This is a genomic window from Mesorhizobium sp. M7A.F.Ca.CA.002.15.2.1 (assembly GCF_003998715.1).
Taxonomy (GTDB): Bacteria; Pseudomonadota; Alphaproteobacteria; order Rhizobiales; family Rhizobiaceae; genus Mesorhizobium; species Mesorhizobium ciceri.
Genome location: NZ_RZPI01000057.1, coordinates 1 through 14,604, shown reverse-complemented (window position 1 = coordinate 14,604; position 14,604 = coordinate 1). Strand labels below are relative to the sequence as shown.

26 protein-coding genes are annotated in these 14,604 nt (G+C 61.6%); all 26 read left to right on the top strand.

The genetic code is table 11. The features are described from left to right. Nucleotides 1–353: 50S ribosomal protein L4 (rplD, locus tag ENZ74_RS05970; protein WP_127312693.1), on the top strand; the 353-nt coding region annotated here is incomplete at its 5' end. Continuing rightward, nucleotides 350–643 carry a 50S ribosomal protein L23 gene (locus ENZ74_RS05965; protein ID WP_013531424.1) on the top strand — a complete coding sequence of 98 codons (294 nt, stop codon included), beginning with the start codon at nt 350–352 and terminating at the stop codon, nt 641–643. The genes rplD and ENZ74_RS05965, both read left to right, overlap by 4 nt. A gap of 22 nt (nt 644–665) precedes the next feature. Continuing rightward, nucleotides 666–1,499: a 50S ribosomal protein L2 gene (gene rplB / locus ENZ74_RS05960; protein ID WP_013531425.1), complete on the top strand. Its 834-nt coding sequence runs from the start codon at nt 666–668 to the stop codon at nt 1,497–1,499. A 16-nt stretch (nt 1,500–1,515) separates the two neighbouring features. After that, nucleotides 1,516–1,794: a 30S ribosomal protein S19 gene (gene rpsS, locus ENZ74_RS05955; protein ID WP_006205463.1), complete on the top strand. Its 279-nt coding sequence runs from the start codon at nt 1,516–1,518 to the stop codon at nt 1,792–1,794. 2 nt (nt 1,795–1,796) lie between these two features. Continuing rightward, nucleotides 1,797–2,186, top strand: a complete 390-nt coding sequence (gene rplV / locus ENZ74_RS05950; protein ID WP_006205462.1) for a 50S ribosomal protein L22 — start codon at nt 1,797–1,799, stop codon at nt 2,184–2,186. Beyond that, nucleotides 2,186–2,911 carry a 30S ribosomal protein S3 gene (gene rpsC, locus ENZ74_RS05945; RefSeq protein ID WP_013531426.1) on the top strand — a complete coding sequence of 242 codons (726 nt, stop codon included), beginning with the start codon at nt 2,186–2,188 and terminating at the stop codon, nt 2,909–2,911. The genes rplV and rpsC overlap by 1 nt, the downstream gene beginning before the upstream one ends. Nucleotides 2,912–2,938: 27 nt before the next feature. Further along, nucleotides 2,939–3,352, top strand: coding sequence for a 50S ribosomal protein L16 (gene rplP, locus ENZ74_RS05940; RefSeq protein WP_013531427.1), 414 nt, complete (start codon nt 2,939–2,941; stop codon nt 3,350–3,352). Between the two features lie 13 nt (nt 3,353–3,365). After that, nucleotides 3,366–3,566, top strand: coding sequence for a 50S ribosomal protein L29 (gene rpmC, locus ENZ74_RS05935; RefSeq protein WP_006205459.1), 201 nt, complete (start codon nt 3,366–3,368; stop codon nt 3,564–3,566). A gap of 11 nt (nt 3,567–3,577) precedes the next feature. Further along, nucleotides 3,578–3,817 carry a 30S ribosomal protein S17 gene (rpsQ, locus tag ENZ74_RS05930; protein ID WP_010909280.1) on the top strand — a complete coding sequence of 80 codons (240 nt, stop codon included), beginning with the start codon at nt 3,578–3,580 and terminating at the stop codon, nt 3,815–3,817. A gap of 83 nt (nt 3,818–3,900) precedes the next feature. Next, on the top strand, nt 3,901–4,269 hold the full coding sequence (gene rplN / locus ENZ74_RS05925; RefSeq protein ID WP_006205457.1) for a 50S ribosomal protein L14: 369 nt from the start codon (nt 3,901–3,903) through the stop codon (nt 4,267–4,269). Nucleotides 4,270–4,281: 12 nt separating this feature from the next. Then, complete coding sequence (gene rplX, locus ENZ74_RS05920; RefSeq protein ID WP_013531428.1) at nt 4,282–4,596, top strand: 50S ribosomal protein L24; 315 nt, start codon at nt 4,282–4,284, stop codon at nt 4,594–4,596. After that, complete coding sequence (gene rplE / locus ENZ74_RS05915) at nt 4,589–5,188, top strand: 50S ribosomal protein L5 (RefSeq protein ID WP_063168070.1); 600 nt, start codon at nt 4,589–4,591, stop codon at nt 5,186–5,188. Before rplX ends, rplE begins: the two co-directional genes overlap by 8 nt. A gap of 27 nt (nt 5,189–5,215) precedes the next feature. After that, nucleotides 5,216–5,521 carry a 30S ribosomal protein S14 gene (gene rpsN / locus ENZ74_RS05910; RefSeq protein WP_013895695.1) on the top strand — a complete coding sequence of 102 codons (306 nt, stop codon included), beginning with the start codon at nt 5,216–5,218 and terminating at the stop codon, nt 5,519–5,521. 12 nt (nt 5,522–5,533) lie between these two features. Further along, nucleotides 5,534–5,932, top strand: a complete 399-nt coding sequence (gene rpsH / locus ENZ74_RS05905; protein WP_013531431.1) for a 30S ribosomal protein S8 — start codon at nt 5,534–5,536, stop codon at nt 5,930–5,932. Between the two features lie 89 nt (nt 5,933–6,021). Then, nucleotides 6,022–6,555: a 50S ribosomal protein L6 gene (rplF, locus tag ENZ74_RS05900; protein WP_013531432.1), complete on the top strand. Its 534-nt coding sequence runs from the start codon at nt 6,022–6,024 to the stop codon at nt 6,553–6,555. 138 nt (nt 6,556–6,693) lie between these two features. Continuing rightward, nucleotides 6,694–7,053: a 50S ribosomal protein L18 gene (gene rplR / locus ENZ74_RS05895; protein ID WP_013531433.1), complete on the top strand. Its 360-nt coding sequence runs from the start codon at nt 6,694–6,696 to the stop codon at nt 7,051–7,053. A gap of 148 nt (nt 7,054–7,201) precedes the next feature. Further along, nucleotides 7,202–7,765: a 30S ribosomal protein S5 gene (gene rpsE / locus ENZ74_RS05890; RefSeq protein WP_006333394.1), complete on the top strand. Its 564-nt coding sequence runs from the start codon at nt 7,202–7,204 to the stop codon at nt 7,763–7,765. A 24-nt stretch (nt 7,766–7,789) separates the two neighbouring features. Further along, nucleotides 7,790–7,987, top strand: coding sequence for a 50S ribosomal protein L30 (gene rpmD, locus ENZ74_RS05885; RefSeq protein ID WP_006205449.1), 198 nt, complete (start codon nt 7,790–7,792; stop codon nt 7,985–7,987). A 22-nt stretch (nt 7,988–8,009) separates the two neighbouring features. Continuing rightward, nucleotides 8,010–8,486, top strand: coding sequence for a 50S ribosomal protein L15 (gene rplO / locus ENZ74_RS05880; RefSeq protein WP_013531434.1), 477 nt, complete (start codon nt 8,010–8,012; stop codon nt 8,484–8,486). Nucleotides 8,487–8,678: 192 nt separating this feature from the next. Beyond that, on the top strand, nt 8,679–10,019 hold the full coding sequence (secY, locus tag ENZ74_RS05875) for a preprotein translocase subunit SecY (RefSeq protein WP_013531435.1): 1,341 nt from the start codon (nt 8,679–8,681) through the stop codon (nt 10,017–10,019). Further along, nucleotides 10,016–10,612, top strand: a complete 597-nt coding sequence (locus tag ENZ74_RS05870; protein WP_013531436.1) for an adenylate kinase — start codon at nt 10,016–10,018, stop codon at nt 10,610–10,612. Before secY ends, ENZ74_RS05870 begins: the two co-directional genes overlap by 4 nt. 210 nt (nt 10,613–10,822) lie before the next feature. Next, on the top strand, nt 10,823–11,191 hold the full coding sequence (rpsM, locus tag ENZ74_RS05865; RefSeq protein ID WP_013531437.1) for a 30S ribosomal protein S13: 369 nt from the start codon (nt 10,823–10,825) through the stop codon (nt 11,189–11,191). A gap of 162 nt (nt 11,192–11,353) precedes the next feature. Further along, nucleotides 11,354–11,743 (top strand): 30S ribosomal protein S11, encoded by a 390-nt coding sequence (gene rpsK / locus ENZ74_RS05860; protein ID WP_006205444.1) that lies wholly within the window; start codon nt 11,354–11,356, stop codon nt 11,741–11,743. Nucleotides 11,744–11,845: 102 nt separating this feature from the next. Continuing rightward, nucleotides 11,846–12,856 carry a DNA-directed RNA polymerase subunit alpha gene (locus ENZ74_RS05855; RefSeq protein WP_013531438.1) on the top strand — a complete coding sequence of 337 codons (1,011 nt, stop codon included), beginning with the start codon at nt 11,846–11,848 and terminating at the stop codon, nt 12,854–12,856. 104 nt (nt 12,857–12,960) lie between these two features. Continuing rightward, the gene (gene rplQ / locus ENZ74_RS05850) at nt 12,961–13,392 is read left to right on the top strand and encodes a 50S ribosomal protein L17 (protein ID WP_013531439.1); all 432 of its coding nucleotides are present in this window, start codon (nt 12,961–12,963) and stop codon (nt 13,390–13,392) included. A 199-nt stretch (nt 13,393–13,591) separates the two neighbouring features. Then, the coding region (locus ENZ74_RS05845) for a trypsin-like peptidase domain-containing protein (protein ID WP_127312692.1) at nt 13,592–14,604 on the top strand (1,013 nt) is incomplete at its 3' end.

Here is a 14,604-nt window from a genome sequence, read left to right as displayed (position 1 = left end):
GCCCGGTCGTTCGCAGCCACGAGCACGAACTGCCGAAGAAGGTTCGCGCTCTCGGCCTCAAGCATGCTCTCTCGGCCAAGGCCAAGAGCGCGTCGATCATCATCATCGACGAGCTGAAGCTGACCGAGGCCAAGACGAAGGCGCTGATCGCGAATTTCGCGACGCTGGGCCTGACCAATGCTTTGCTGATCGGCGGCGCCGAGCTTGACAAGAACTTCAAGCTGGCGGCGACGAACATCCCCAACATCGACGTGCTGCCCATCCAGGGCATCAACGTCTACGACATTCTGCGCCGCGGCACGCTGGTCCTTTCGAAGGCCGCCGTCGAGGCTCTCGAGGAGCGTTTTAAATGACCGACCTTCGTCATTACGACGTGATCGTCTCGCCGGCGATCACCGAAAAGTCGACCATGGCCTCCGAGCAGAACAAGGTCGTCTTCAACGTCGCCAAGAAGGCGTCGAAGCCGGAAATCAAGGCCGCCGTCGAAGCGCTGTTCGGCGTCAAGGTGATGGCCGTGAACACGCTTGTCCGCAAGGGCAAGATCAAGCGCTTCCGTGGCACGGTTGGCCGCCAGAGCGACGTCAAGAAGGCGGTTGTGACGCTGGCCGATGGCCAGTCGATCGACGTCGCGACGGGTCTCTGAGCAAGGCCGCGAGGACAGAACAATGGCACTGAAAAAATTCAACCCGGTAACGCCCAGCACCCGTCAGCTGGTCATCGTCGACCGCTCGGGCCTCTACAAGGGCAAGCCCGTCAAGGGTCTGACCGAAGGCCTGACCAAGTCGGGCGGCCGCAACAATCACGGTCGCATCACCGCCCGCTTCATCGGCGGTGGTCACAAGCGTTCGTACCGCATCATCGACTTCAAGCGCCGCAAGTTCGACGTCGTCGGCACGGTCGAGCGCATTGAGTACGATCCGAACCGCACCGCCTTCATCGCGCTGATCAAGTATGAGGATGGCGAGCTGTCCTACATCATCGCTCCGCAGCGTCTGGCTCCCGGCGACAAGATCGTGTCCGGTGAATCGGTCGACGTGAAGCCGGGCAATGCGATGCCGCTGGCTTCGATGCCGGTCGGCACCATCGTCCACAACATCGAGCTGAAGCCGGGCAAGGGCGCTCAGGTCGCCCGTTCGGCAGGTGGTTACGGTCAGCTGGTCGGTCGTGACCAGGGCATGGCGATCCTGCGCCTCAATTCGGGCGAGCAGCGTGTCGTTCACGGCTCCTGCATGGCCACTGTTGGCGCCGTGTCCAATCCGGACCACGGCAACATCAATGACGGCAAGGCCGGTCGCACGGTCTGGCGTGGCAAGCGCCCGCACAATCGCGGCGTGACCATGAACCCGGTCGACCATCCGCACGGCGGCGGCGAAGGCCGCACATCGGGTGGCCGCCATCCGGTTTCGCCCTGGGGCAAGCCGACCAAGGGCAAGAAGACGCGGTCCAACAAGGCGACCGACAAGTTCATCCTGCGCTCGCGCCATCAGCGCAAGAGCTAAGAAGAGGTAACGCCAAGTGACTCGTTCGATTTGGAAAGGCCCCTTCATTGACGGCTACCTTCTCAAGAAGGTGGACAAGGTTCGTGAAGGTGGTCGCAATGAGGTGATCAAGATGTGGAGCCGTCGCTCCACCATCCTGCCGCAGTTCGTCGGCTTCACCTTCGGTGTCTACAACGGCCAGAAGCATGTTCCCGTCTCGGTGAACGAGGACATGGTCGGTCACAAGTTCGGTGAATTCGCTCCGACCCGGACCTATTACGGTCACGGCGCGGATAAGAAGGCGAAGAGGAAATAATCATGGGCAAGGCCAAAGCTCCGCGCAGGCTTGCTGATAACGAAGCGCGCGCCGTATTGCGCACGATCCGTATCAGCCCGCAGAAGCTGAACCTGGTTGCCGCGCTGATCCGCGGCAAGAAGGTCGCGACAGCGCTTTCCGATCTCGAATTCTCGGCCAAGCGGATTTCCGGCACGGTCAAGAAGACGCTGGAATCGGCAATCGCCAACGCGGAAAACAACCACGACCTGGATGTCGATGCGCTGATCGTGGCGGAAGCCTATGTCGGCAAGTCGATCGTCATGAAGCGGTTCCATGCCCGTGGCCGCGGTCGCGCCAGCCGTATCGAGAAGCCGTTCTCGCACCTCACGATCGTCGTTCGTGAAGTCGAAGAAAAAGGGGAGGCCGCATAATGGGCCAGAAAGTCAATCCGATCGGTCTTCGCCTCGGCATCAACCGCACCTGGGATTCGCGCTGGTTCGCGAACACCGGCGAGTACGGCAAGCTGCTGCATGAGGACATCAAGATCCGCAAGTATCTCGAGAAGGAGCTCAAGCAGGCTGCCATCTCGAAGGTCGTGATCGAGCGTCCGCACAAGAAGTGCCGCGTCACCATCCATGCCGCGCGCCCGGGTCTGATCATCGGCAAGAAGGGCGCCGACATCGAGAAGCTTCGCAAGAAGCTGATGGAGATGACGAAGTCCGAGACGCACCTCAACATCGTTGAAGTGCGCAAGCCGGAGATCGACGCGACCCTGGTCGCCCAGTCGATCGCCCAGCAGCTCGAGCGTCGTATCGCGTTCCGCCGCGCCATGAAGCGTGCCGTTCAGTCGGCGATGCGCCTCGGTGCCGAAGGCATCCGCATCAACTGCGCCGGCCGCCTCGGCGGCGCTGAGATCGCGCGTATGGAATGGTATCGCGAAGGTCGCGTGCCGCTGCATACGCTGCGTGCGGACGTCGACTACGGTACGGCCGAAGCGCACACGGCTTATGGCATCTGCGGCGTCAAGGTCTGGGTGTTCAAGGGCGAGATCCTTGAGCATGACCCGATGGCTTCGGAGCGTCGGGCCAGCGAAAGCGATGCAGCGCATGGCGGTGGTGGTGATCGCGAACGCGGTCGTCGTCGCGAAAACGCCTGAGACATTTAGGAATTTGGAGTTAGAACGATGCTGCAGCCAAAGCGCACAAAGTTCCGCAAGCAGTTCAAGGGCCGTATCCATGGTACCGCAAAGGGCGGCACCAACCTGGATTTCGGTGGTTTCGGGCTGAAGGCGCTTGAGCCGAACCGCGTCACCGCACGTGAGATCGAGGCGGCCCGCCGCGCGATCACCCGTGAAATGAAGCGCGCTGGTCGCGTCTGGATCCGTATTTTCCCGGACGTGCCGGTCACTTCGAAGCCGACCGAAGTCCGCATGGGTAAGGGCAAGGGCGCGGTCGATTATTGGGCGGCGCGCGTCAAGCCAGGCCGCATCATGTTCGAGATCGACGGCGTCAATGAAGAAACCGCCCGTGAGGCACTGCGTCTCGGCGCGGCCAAGCTCTCGGTCAAGACGCGCTTCGTGCAGCGCATCGCAGAATAAGGACGGGCTGATCATGAAAGCCGAAGACATCCGGACCAAGACCCAGGACCAGCTGACCGACGACCTGGCCAGCCTGAAGAAGGAGCAGTTCAACCTGCGCTTCCAGAAGGCCACCGGCCAGCTCGAGAAGACCGCGCGCGTGAGACAGGTTCGTAAGGACATTGCGCGTATCAAGACCATCGCTGCGGAAAAGTCCGCGGCTAAGAAGGCTTAAGGACGAAAACCATGCCAAAGCGCATTCTGCAGGGCACCGTCGTCAGCGACAAGAACGAGAAGACGGTTGTCGTCAAGGTCGAACGGCGCTTCACGCATCCCGTGATGAAGAAGACCGTGCGCATGACCAAGAAGTACAAGGCGCACGACGAGAACAACGCCCACAAGGTTGGCGATCAGGTGTTCATCCAGGAATCGAAGCCGATTTCCAAGGACAAGCGCTGGATCGTCGTGTCTTCGGACCAAGCCTGACCTCGGGCGTAAACAACGAATTTTGGACAGACCGGGGAGGGGCTTTGAGCCCATCCCGTTAGAAGAGAAGAAGGCGGCCAGTCATGATTCAGATGCAAACAAACCTCGACGTCGCGGATAATTCCGGCGCCCGTCGTGTCATGTGCATCAAGGTGCTGGGCGGCTCGAAGCGGAAATACGCTTCCGTGGGCGACATCATCGTGGTGTCGATCAAGGAAGCCATTCCGCGCGGCCGCGTGAAGAAGGGCGATGTGATGAAGGCGGTCGTGGTTCGCACGGCCAAGGACATTCGCCGCCCGGATGGCAGCGTGATCCGTTTCGACAAGAACGCGGCCGTTCTCGTCGACAACAAGAAAGAGCCGATCGGCACGCGTATCTTCGGACCGGTTCCGCGCGAACTCCGCGCCAAGAACCACATGAAGATCATCTCGCTCGCGCCTGAAGTGCTGTAAGGAGCCGGACCAATGCAAAAAATTAGAAAAGGCGACAAGGTCGTCGTGCTGGCCGGCAAGGACAAGGGCCGTTCGGGCGAAGTCCTCTCGGTACAGCCGAAGGAAGACACCGCGCTGGTGCGCGGCGTCAACATGATCCGCCGTCACCAGAAGCAGTCCCAGTCCCAAGAGGGCGGGATCATCACCAAGGAAGCGCCGATCCAGCTGTCGAACATCGCGCTGGCCGACCCCAAGGATGGCAAGCCGACCCGCGTCGGCTTCATCTTCCAGAAGGACGGCAAGAAGGTGCGCGTCGCCAAGCGCTCGGGAGAAGTCATCAATGGCTAAGGCTCAAACCACGAAGCCCACGGCTGAAAGCAAACAGTCCAAGGCTCAGAACACGCCGCGCCTCAAGCAGGTCTACAACGAGACCATCCGCAAGGCGCTGCAGGAACAGTTCGGCTACGACAACGAGATGCAGGTTCCGCGCATCGACAAGATCGTGCTGAACATGGGCGTCGGCGAAGCGACCGCCGATTCGAAGAAGCCTTCGATCGCGGCCGAAGACCTGGCGATGATTGCCGGCCAGAAGGCCGTCGTCACCCGCGCCCGCAACTCGATCGCCGGCTTCAAGGTCCGCGAGAAGATGCCAATCGGCGCCAAGGTCACGTTGCGCAAGGAACGGATGTATGAGTTCCTCGACCGCCTCGTGAACATCGCACTGCCGCGCGTCCGCGACTTTCGCGGACTGAATCCGAAGAGCTTCGATGGCCGTGGCAACTACGCCATGGGCATCAAGGAACACATCGTGTTCCCGGAGATCAACTACGACAAGGTTGATCAGATCTGGGGCATGGACGTCATCGTTTGTACGACTGCGAAGACGGACGACGAAGCCAGGGCATTGCTCAAGGCCTTCAACTTCCCCTTCCGCCAGTAACGGCAGCGAGAAAAGGAAAAATCTGAAATGGCAAAGACCAGCTCAGTCGAGAAGAACAACAGGCGCCGCAAGCTTGCCGACCAGTACGGTCCCAAGCGGGCTGCGCTCAAGGCGATCATCATGGATCAGTCCAAGCCGATGGAAGAGCGTTTCCGCGCTCAGCTCAAGCTTGCTGCCATGCCGCGCAACTCGGCCAAGATCCGCATCCGCAACCGCTGCGAAGTCACCGGCCGTCCGCGCGCCTACTATCGCAAGCTCAAAGTATCGCGCATCGCGCTTCGTGATCTCGGCAATAACGGCCAGATCCCGGGCCTGGTCAAGTCGAGCTGGTAAGGAGGACATAACATGTCATTGAGCGATCCTCTCGGCGATATGCTGACCCGCATCCGCAACGCGTATGGCCGCAAGAAGTCGAGCGTTTCGACGCCGGCTTCGCGTCTGCGCACCCGCGTCCTCGACGTGCTGAAGGCTGAAGGCTATATCCGCGATTACAGCCAGACCGACTTCGACAACGGCAAGTCCGAAATCGAGATCGAGCTGAAGTATTTCGACGGCGCGCCGGTCGTGCGCGAAATCGCCCGCGTTTCGAAGCCAGGCCGCCGCGTCTATGTTTCGGCCAAGTCGATTCCGCAGGTCGCAAACGGCCTCGGCATCGCCATCCTTTCGACACCGAAGGGCGTGATGGCCGACCATGAAGCACGTGAACAGAACGTCGGCGGTGAGATCCTCTGCCAGATCTTCTGATCTGGCAGTTGACCGCAAAGTGGAATCCGGTCTTCGGATCGTTCCCGAAGACAGAGACCTGAAACAAGAGAAGTGACGAGGACAACAAAATGTCTCGTATTGGAAAGAAACCCGTTTCGCTGCCGCAGGGCGTGACCGCGACCGTCAACGGCCAGACCGTGACGGCGAAGGGCCCCAAGGGTGAGCTGAAGTTCGTGGTGAACGACGAAGTGCTGGTCAAGATGGAAGGCAGCGAGATCGCTGTCCAGCCGCGCGACCAGACCAAGACCGCCCGCTCCAAGTGGGGCATGTCGCGCACGCAGATCGTCAACATCCTGCAGGGTGTCAAGGACGGTTTCGAGAAGAAGCTCGAGATCACCGGCGTCGGCTATCGCGCGGCACTTCAGGGCAAGAACCTGCAGCTGGCGCTTGGCTTCAGCCATGACGTCGTCTATGAGACGCCGCAGGGCATCACCATCACCGTGCCGAAGCCGACTGAAATCACTGTGGCCGGCATCGACAAGCAGCAGGTCGGCCAGGTTGCGGCCGAGATCCGCGAGTATCGTGGTCCCGAGCCTTACAAGGGCAAGGGCGTCCGCTACGCCGGCGAGAAGATCGTCCGCAAGGAAGGCAAGAAGAAGTAGTAGGCCTGGCCTCGAGAAGTTGAAGACTTTTCGGAAAGGGCCAAGCCAAGAGTGTAACGCCGCGGGGAGCGGTCGCGGGAGGCGCTTTCGCCTACCGCATATGGCGGCCCCCGTTTTTTGAAGGCAAGGAAGACCATCATGGGTACCAAGGAATCCACGCAGCGCCGCGCGCAGCGCGTCCGTCGTCAGATCAAGAAGGTCGCCGGCGAGCGTCCGCGTCTGTCGGTTCACCGCACGTCGAAGAACATCTATGTGCAGGTCATCGACGACGCCAAGGGCCACACCATCGCCGCCGCTTCGACGCTCGAGAAGGACTTCAAGGGTTCGCTCAAGACCGGCGCCGACACCGCTGCCGCCACCGCGATCGGCAAGCTGATCGCCGAGCGCGCCACCAAGGCCGGCGTCAAGGAAGTCGTCTTCGACCGCGGCGCTTACATCTATCACGGCCGCGTCAAGGCGCTCGCCGAGGCTGCCCGCGAAGGTGGCTTGAGCTTCTAAGCATGATCCCGAAAAGTTGCAGACTTTTCGGATAAAGATTATGCGAAGGAAATGATTTCGCCCCCGGTGACCGTTTCCCGATTTAATCGGGGCGAGGCACCGGATCTTATCAGCAACCGTGCTTCCGGAAAAAAACAAGGAACAGGATATGGCACAGGAACGTAGGGATGGCGGCCGCGGCCGCGATCGTGAAGAACGCGATGACGGCATGGTGGACAAGCTCGTCCACATCAACCGCGTCGCCAAGGTCGTCAAGGGCGGCCGTCGCTTCGGTTTTGCAGCACTCGTCGTCGTCGGCGACCAGAAGGGCCGCGTCGGCTTTGGTCACGGCAAGGCGCGCGAAGTGCCGGAAGCTATCCGCAAGGCAACTGAATCGGCCAAGCGCGACATGATTTTCGTGCCGCTGCGCTCGGGCCGTACGCTGCATCACGACGTCGAAGGACGCTGGGGTGCTGGACGCGTGCTGCTGCGCGCCGCCAAGCAAGGTACCGGCATCATCGCCGGTGGCCCGATGCGCGCTGTCTTCGAGACGCTCGGCATGCATGACGTGGTCGCCAAGTCGATGGGTTCGTCGAACCCCTACAACATGGTTCGCGCCACCTTCGACGCGCTGAAGAGCCAGATGCATCCCAAGGATGTGGCTGCTGCTCGCGGCATCAAGTATTCGACCCTTCAGGCCCGCCGCGGCACCGCCGTTGCGGCTGAAGAATAGTCGATCTGACCAGGGATTTTGACCATGGCCAAGAAAGCAACCAAGACCATCACCGTTGAGCAGATCGGTTCGCCGATCCGCCGTCCGAAGGAACAGCGCGCGACGCTGGTCGGCCTCGGCCTCAACAAGATGCACAAGCAGCGCACGCTGGAAGATACGCCCTCCGTGCGCGGCATGATCGCTGCCGTCCAGCATCTCGTCCGCGTCGTGGACGAGGGCTGAGCCAGAGCGCAGGAGAAGTCAGATGAAACTCAACGATCTGCGTGACAAGGACGGCGCGACGCACTCCAAGAAGCGTCTCGGCCGTGGTATCGGCTCCGGCTCCGGCAAGACCGGCGGTCGCGGCGTCAAGGGCCAGAAGGCGCGCTCCGGCGTCGCCATCAACGGCTTCGAGGGTGGCCAGATGCCGCTCTACCGGCGCCTGCCGAAGCGTGGCTTCAACAACATCTTCGCCAAGAGCTTCACCGTCGTGTCGCTGGCCCGCATCCAGGTGGCCATCGACGCCAAGAAGCTCGACGCCAAGGCAACCGTGACGGCTGAATCGCTGGTTGCCGCCGGCGTCATCCGCCGCGTCAAGGACGGCGTGCGCATCCTCTCGGATGGCGAGATCAAGGCGAAGCTCGCCTTTGACGTCGCCGGCGCCTCCAAGGCCGCGATCGAGAAGATCGAAAAGGCCGGCGGTTCGGTCAAGCTGCCGCAGGAAAAAGCAGCTGCCGAGTAACGGCAATTTGAAGCGCGATCGGCAGGAGTGGGATCCGTTTTTGCTCACGATTTCGCTTTGATCTGCTCAACGAGGCGGCCGCGTCAACGCGGCCGCTTGCATGTTTAGAGCCCGGAGCTTATCTCGTGAGCTTCGGTGAAACGCGCCGCCTGACCTCAGGGCCATCAAGCGTTACCAAGCGGAGAATCAGGCATGGCTTCGGCTGCTGAACAATTAGCCTCGAATCTGAATTTCTCGGCCTTCGCCAAGGCGGAGGATTTGAAGAAGCGCATCTGGTTCACGATCGGCGCGCTGCTGGTTTATCGCCTCGGCACCTACATCCCGCTTCCCGGTATCAATCCCGACGCCTTCGCCCAGGCCTTCTCTTCGCAGAGCAAGGGCGTGCTCGGCATGTTCAACATGTTCGCCGGCGGCGCCGTGCAGCGCATGGCGATCTTTGCGCTCGGCATCATGCCTTACATCTCCGCCTCCATCATCATGCAGCTGATGACCTCGGTCATCCCGTCATTGGAAGCGCTGAAGAAGGAAGGCGAACAGGGCCGCAAGGTCATTAACCAGTACACGCGCTACGGCACCGTGCTGCTTGCGCTGGTTCAGGCCTATGGCATTTCGGTCGGTCTGGAAGGCGGCAACGGCATCGTCAGTGACCCCGGCATGTTCTTCCGCATCTCGACCGTCGTCACGCTGGTCGGCGGCACCATGTTCCTGATGTGGCTGGGCGAGCAGATCACCGCCCGCGGCATCGGCAACGGTATTTCGCTGATCATCTTCTCCGGCATCGTCGCCGGCCTGCCGCACGCCATCTCCGGCACGCTGGAGCTTGGCCGCACCGGCGCGCTGTCGACCGGCCTGATCCTGGCGATCATCGTGCTGGCTATCGTCGTCATTGCGCTCATCGTGTTCTTCGAGCGCGCCCAGCGCCGCTTGCTGATCCAGTATCCAAAGCGCCAGGTCGGCAACCGGATGTTCCAGGGCGATACCTCGCACCTGCCGCTGAAGCTCAACACGTCGGGCGTCATTCCGCCGATCTTTGCCTCGTCGCTGCTTTTGCTGCCGGCCACCGTCGCCGGCTTCTCGCAGACGACGAACCTGCCGGCGTGGGCAAGCACCGTGCTCGCCTCGCTCGGCCACGGCCAGCCGCTCTACATGCTGTTTTATGCGGCGATGATCGTGTTCTTCGCCTTCTTCTACACCGCGATTGTCTTCAACCCGAAGGACACCGCCGACCAGCTCAAGAAGCATTCGGGCTTCATCCCGGGCTATCGTCCGGGCGAGCGCACCGCCGATTATATCGATTACGTTCTCACCCGCATCACCGTCGTCGGCGCCATCTATCTGGTGCTGGTGTGCCTGCTGCCGGAGTTCCTGATCTCGGCGACTGGCGTACCGTTCTACCTTGGTGGCACATCGCTTCTGATCGTGGTCAGTGTCACGCTCGATACGGTTGCGCAGATTCAGGGTCACCTGATCGCGCACCAGTATGAAGGCCTGATCAAGAAGTCGAAGCTGCGCGGGGGGAAGAAAGCCAGATGAGGTTGATATTGCTTGGGCCGCCAGGAGCGGGCAAGGGGACGCAAGCACAAAGACTGGTAGAAAAACACGGCATACCCCAGCTCTCGACGGGCGACATGCTGCGTGCTGCCGTCCAGGCAGGCACCGAGGTTGGCAAGCGCGCCAAGGCGGTGATGGATGCCGGTGAACTGGTGTCCGACGCGATCGTCAACGCGATCGTCGCTGAGCGTATCGATCAGCCCGACTGCGCCAAGGGGTTCATCCTCGACGGCTATCCGCGGACCCTGGTGCAGGCGGATGCGGTCGAGCAGATGCTGTCGGATCGCTCGCAGGGGCTCGACGCCGTCATTGAACTCGTGGTCGACGACAAGGCCCTGGTTGGCCGGATCGTCAAACGCGCCGACGAGGCGCAGGCCGCCGGCCTTCCCGTTCGCAAGGACGACAATCCGACCGTGTTCGAAGAGCGCCTGAGGGAATACTACAAGAAGACGTCGCCGCTGATTGGCTACTACTATGCCAAGGGCAAGCTCCGCAGTGTCGATGGCATGGCCGATATCGACGCCGTGACGGAACAGATCGAAGCGGTGCTCAAGGACGCGGTGCGGGGAAATTAACGATTGCACTTGACGGAGGCGGTTCGCTGCGGTATGGCGGCCCGTCTTCCTATCAGGCATGAGCTTTGCTTGTCCGCAAGGGCAAGGCAGCCGCATTGAACTGGAAACTCCCGCATGGGCCGGCCTCCACCGGACGCGGGGCAACTTAAGACAGCGCCGAGCCTACCTTGTTTTTGAGGATTGGCCGGCCCACATGGAGAAGGGAAGAACATGGCTCGTATAGCCGGCGTCAACATTCCGACCAACAAGCGCGTTGTCATTGCGCTTCAGTACATTCACGGCATTGGCAAGCGGTTCGCCCAGGAGATCGTCGACAAGGTCGGCATCCCGGCCGAGCGCCGCGTCAACCAGCTGACCGACGCGGAAGTGCTGCAGATCCGCGAGACCATCGACCGCGATTACCAGGTTGAAGGCGACCTGCGCCGCGAAGTCTCGATGAACATCAAGCGGCTCATGGACCTCGGCTGCTACCGCGGCCTGCGTCACCGCCGCTCGCTGCCGGTCCGCGGCCAGCGCACGCATACCAATGCGCGCACCCGCAAGGGCCCGGCCAAGTCGATCGCCGGCAAGAAGAAGTAATTTTTTTAGGGGAATAAGGGAGTAGGGGAGTAAGGCAGTAGGGAATGCCCGCCAGTCGGGTCGCGTTTTTCCCTACTCCCTTGCTGCCCTATTCCCCTACTCCCTTACGAAGGTGGAGCCGCTGGCATTACGGCGGTGTAGAGATCAACTGAAAGGACTATCATGGCCAAGGAAGCCGCTCGTGTTCGCCGTCGCGAACGCAAGAATATCTCGTCGGGCGTTGCCCACGTCAATTCGACCTTCAACAACACGATGATCACCATCACCGATGCGCAGGGCAATTCGATTGCCTGGTCGTCTGCCGGTGCTCAGGGCTTCAAGGGTTCGCGCAAGTCGACCCCGTTCGCTGCCCAGATGGCTGCCGAGGATGTTGCCAAGAAGGCCCAGGAACACGGCATGCGCATGCTCGAAGTCGAGGTCTGCGGACCCGGCTCCGGTCGTGAATCGGCACTGCGCGCCCTGCAGGCGGCCGGCTTCACCATCACCTCGATCCGTGATGTGACGCCGATCCCGCACAATGGCTGCCGCCCGCGCAAGAAGCGTCGCGTCTAAGCATTTACCGAACGCCGCGCGAGCGCCCTTGGGCGCTCCTCCGCGGCATTCCAGGTCGCCCGCCACGATTGGATGGTGGCGGGTCAACGGAAGGAAAGCATCATGATCCAGAAAAATTGGCAGGAACTGATCAAGCCGAACAAGATCGAGTTCTCGTCGAAGAAGAAGACGCTGACCACGCTGGTCGCCGAGCCTCTCGAGCGTGGCTTTGGCCTGACGCTGGGCAACGCGCTGCGCCGCGTGCTTCTGTCTTCGCTGCGCGGTGCGGCTGTTACCGCCGTGCAGATCGACGGCGTTCTACATGAATTCTCGTCCATCGCCGGTGTGCGCGAGGACGTGACCGACATCGTCTTGAATATCAAGGAAATCGCCATCCGCATGGAAGGCGATGGTCCCAAGCGCATGGTCGTTCGCAAGCAGGGACCGGGTGCGGTTCTTGCCGGCGACATCCAGACGGTTGGCGACGTCGAGATCCTCAACCCCGACCACGTCATCTGCACGCTGGACGAAGGCGCTGAAATCCGCATGGAATTCACCGTCGACACCGGCAAGGGTTACGTGCCGGCCGACCGCAACCGCGCCGAAGACGCGCCGATCGGCCTCATCCCGGTCGACAGCCTTTATTCGCCGGTCAAGAAGGTCTCCTACAAGGTCGAGAACACCCGCGAGGGCCAGGTTCTCGACTATGACAAGCTGACCATGACGATCGAGACCGACGGTTCGATCACCGGCGAGGACGCAGTGGCTTTCGCCGCCCGCATCCTGCAGGACCAGCTCGGCCTGTTCGTCAACTTCGACGAGCCGCAGAAGGAAGTCGCTGCCGAGGCCGTCACCGAGCTCGCCTTCAACCCGGCGCTGCTCAAGAAGGTCGACGAACTCGAGCTTTCGGTGCGTTCGGCCAACTGCCTGAAGAACGACAACATCGTCTATATCGGCGACCTGATCCAGAAGACCGAAGCCGAGATGCTGCGCACCCCGAACTTCGGCCGCAAGTCGCTGAACGAGATCAAGGAAGTTCTGGCGGCGATGGGCCTGCACCTCGGCATGGAAGTGCCGGACTGGCCGCCGGAAAACATCGAAGACCTCGCTAAGCGTTACGAAGACCAATATTGAGCATGAATTCCAAGGATCGGCGGCGTGGGCCGCTCGATCCGACGGTCATGCGGAAAACCATCAGAGGCCGCGGCCTCTTGAACAACTGAAGAAGGAAAAGAGCCATGCGCCACGGTTTCAAAGGCCGCCGCTTCGCCCGAAGCATTAGCCATCGCAAGTCGATGTTCGCCAACCTCGCCGTGTCGCTGCTCGAGCACGAGCAGATCGTCACAACCTTGCCGAAGGCGAAGGACCTGCGTCCGATCGTCGAGAAGCTGGTGACGCTCGGCAAGCGTGGCGACCTGCACGCCCGCCGCCAGGTCATTGCCCAGATCGGCAATGAAGGCGTCGTCAAGCGTCTGTTCGACACCATCGCGCCGCGCTACGCCAACCGCAATGGCGGCTATCTGCGCATCATGAAGGCGGGCTTCCGTCACGGTGACAACGCCGCCATGGCTGTCATCGAGTTCGTCGATCGCGACGTCTCGGCCAAGGGCGCCGGCGACCGCGCTCGCATCGAGGCCGAAAGCGCTGATGCGGACGCCGCAGCCGCATAAGGCTCGGTTTTCCCAAATGAGTTCAAAGGGGCCTGCGGGCCCCTTTTTGTTTTCTGAAAGCAGCAAACCGCGCCGGAATCCGATTTCCGGGCATGCCCCTGGGGTTTTGGCCCAAAATAGTCGGATTTCAGCGGCTTAGCCTTTCATTTTGCACAATCGTCGGGACAATGCCCCCGAACTTGCCTTGGAGGATTCGCGAATGCGCGCCAGAAGACTGCCCTTTGTTCTGCTTTTCGCCATCATGGCGTTTGCGGCCGCACCGGTGGTCAGGCAGGCATTGGCCGAGGAGACCAAGACCGATCCCGGCCTGTCCGATGTGCTGACCGACCTGCTGCATGGCGTCGAGGGCGAGAACGCGACGTCCGGTCCCGACAAGCGCGTGCCGTTCGGCCGCGAGGAGGTGCAGCTGTCGTTTGCGCCGCTGGTCAAGCAGACGGCGCCGGCGGTGGTCAACGTCTATGCCTCGCAGACCGCCAAGGTGACATCGCCTTTCGACGGTGATCCGTTCTTCGAGGAATTCTTCGGCCGCTCGCAGCCGCGTGCGCAGTCTTCACTGGGTTCCGGCGTGCTGGTCGATCCGACCGGCGTCGTGGTCACCAATTACCACGTCATCAAGGATGCCGACCGGGTCAAGGTGGCGACCGCTGATGGGCGTGAGTTCGACAGCAAGGTGCTGCTCAAGGACGAGACTCTCGACCTTGCCGTGCTCAAGATCACCTCGGACAAGCCGTTTCCGGTCATTGCCATCGGCGATTCCGACGCGCTCGAGGTCGGCGACCTGCTGCTGGCCATCGGCAACCCTTTCGGCGTCGGCCAGACCACCACCAGCGGCATCGTCTCGGCACTGGCCCGCAGCCATATCGGCGTCTCCGATTCCAGCTTCTTCATCCAGACCGACGCCGCCATCAATCCCGGCAATTCCGGCGGCGCGCTGATCAACATGGGCGGCCAGCTGGTCGGCATCAACACGGCCATCTACAGCCGCAGCGGTGGTTCGATCGGCATCGGCTTCGCCATTCCCTCGAACATGGTTCGCGCCTTTGCCGACGCGGCCAAGGCCGGGCTCGACTTCTTCGAACGGCCCTATATCGGCGCCGAGTTCGAAGCGGTGACGCCGCAGATCGCAGAATCGCTCGGCATGGAGAAGCCGACCGGTGCGCTGGTCTCGTCGGTCGAGGCGACCGGACCGGCCGCCAAGGCAGGGCTCAAGCC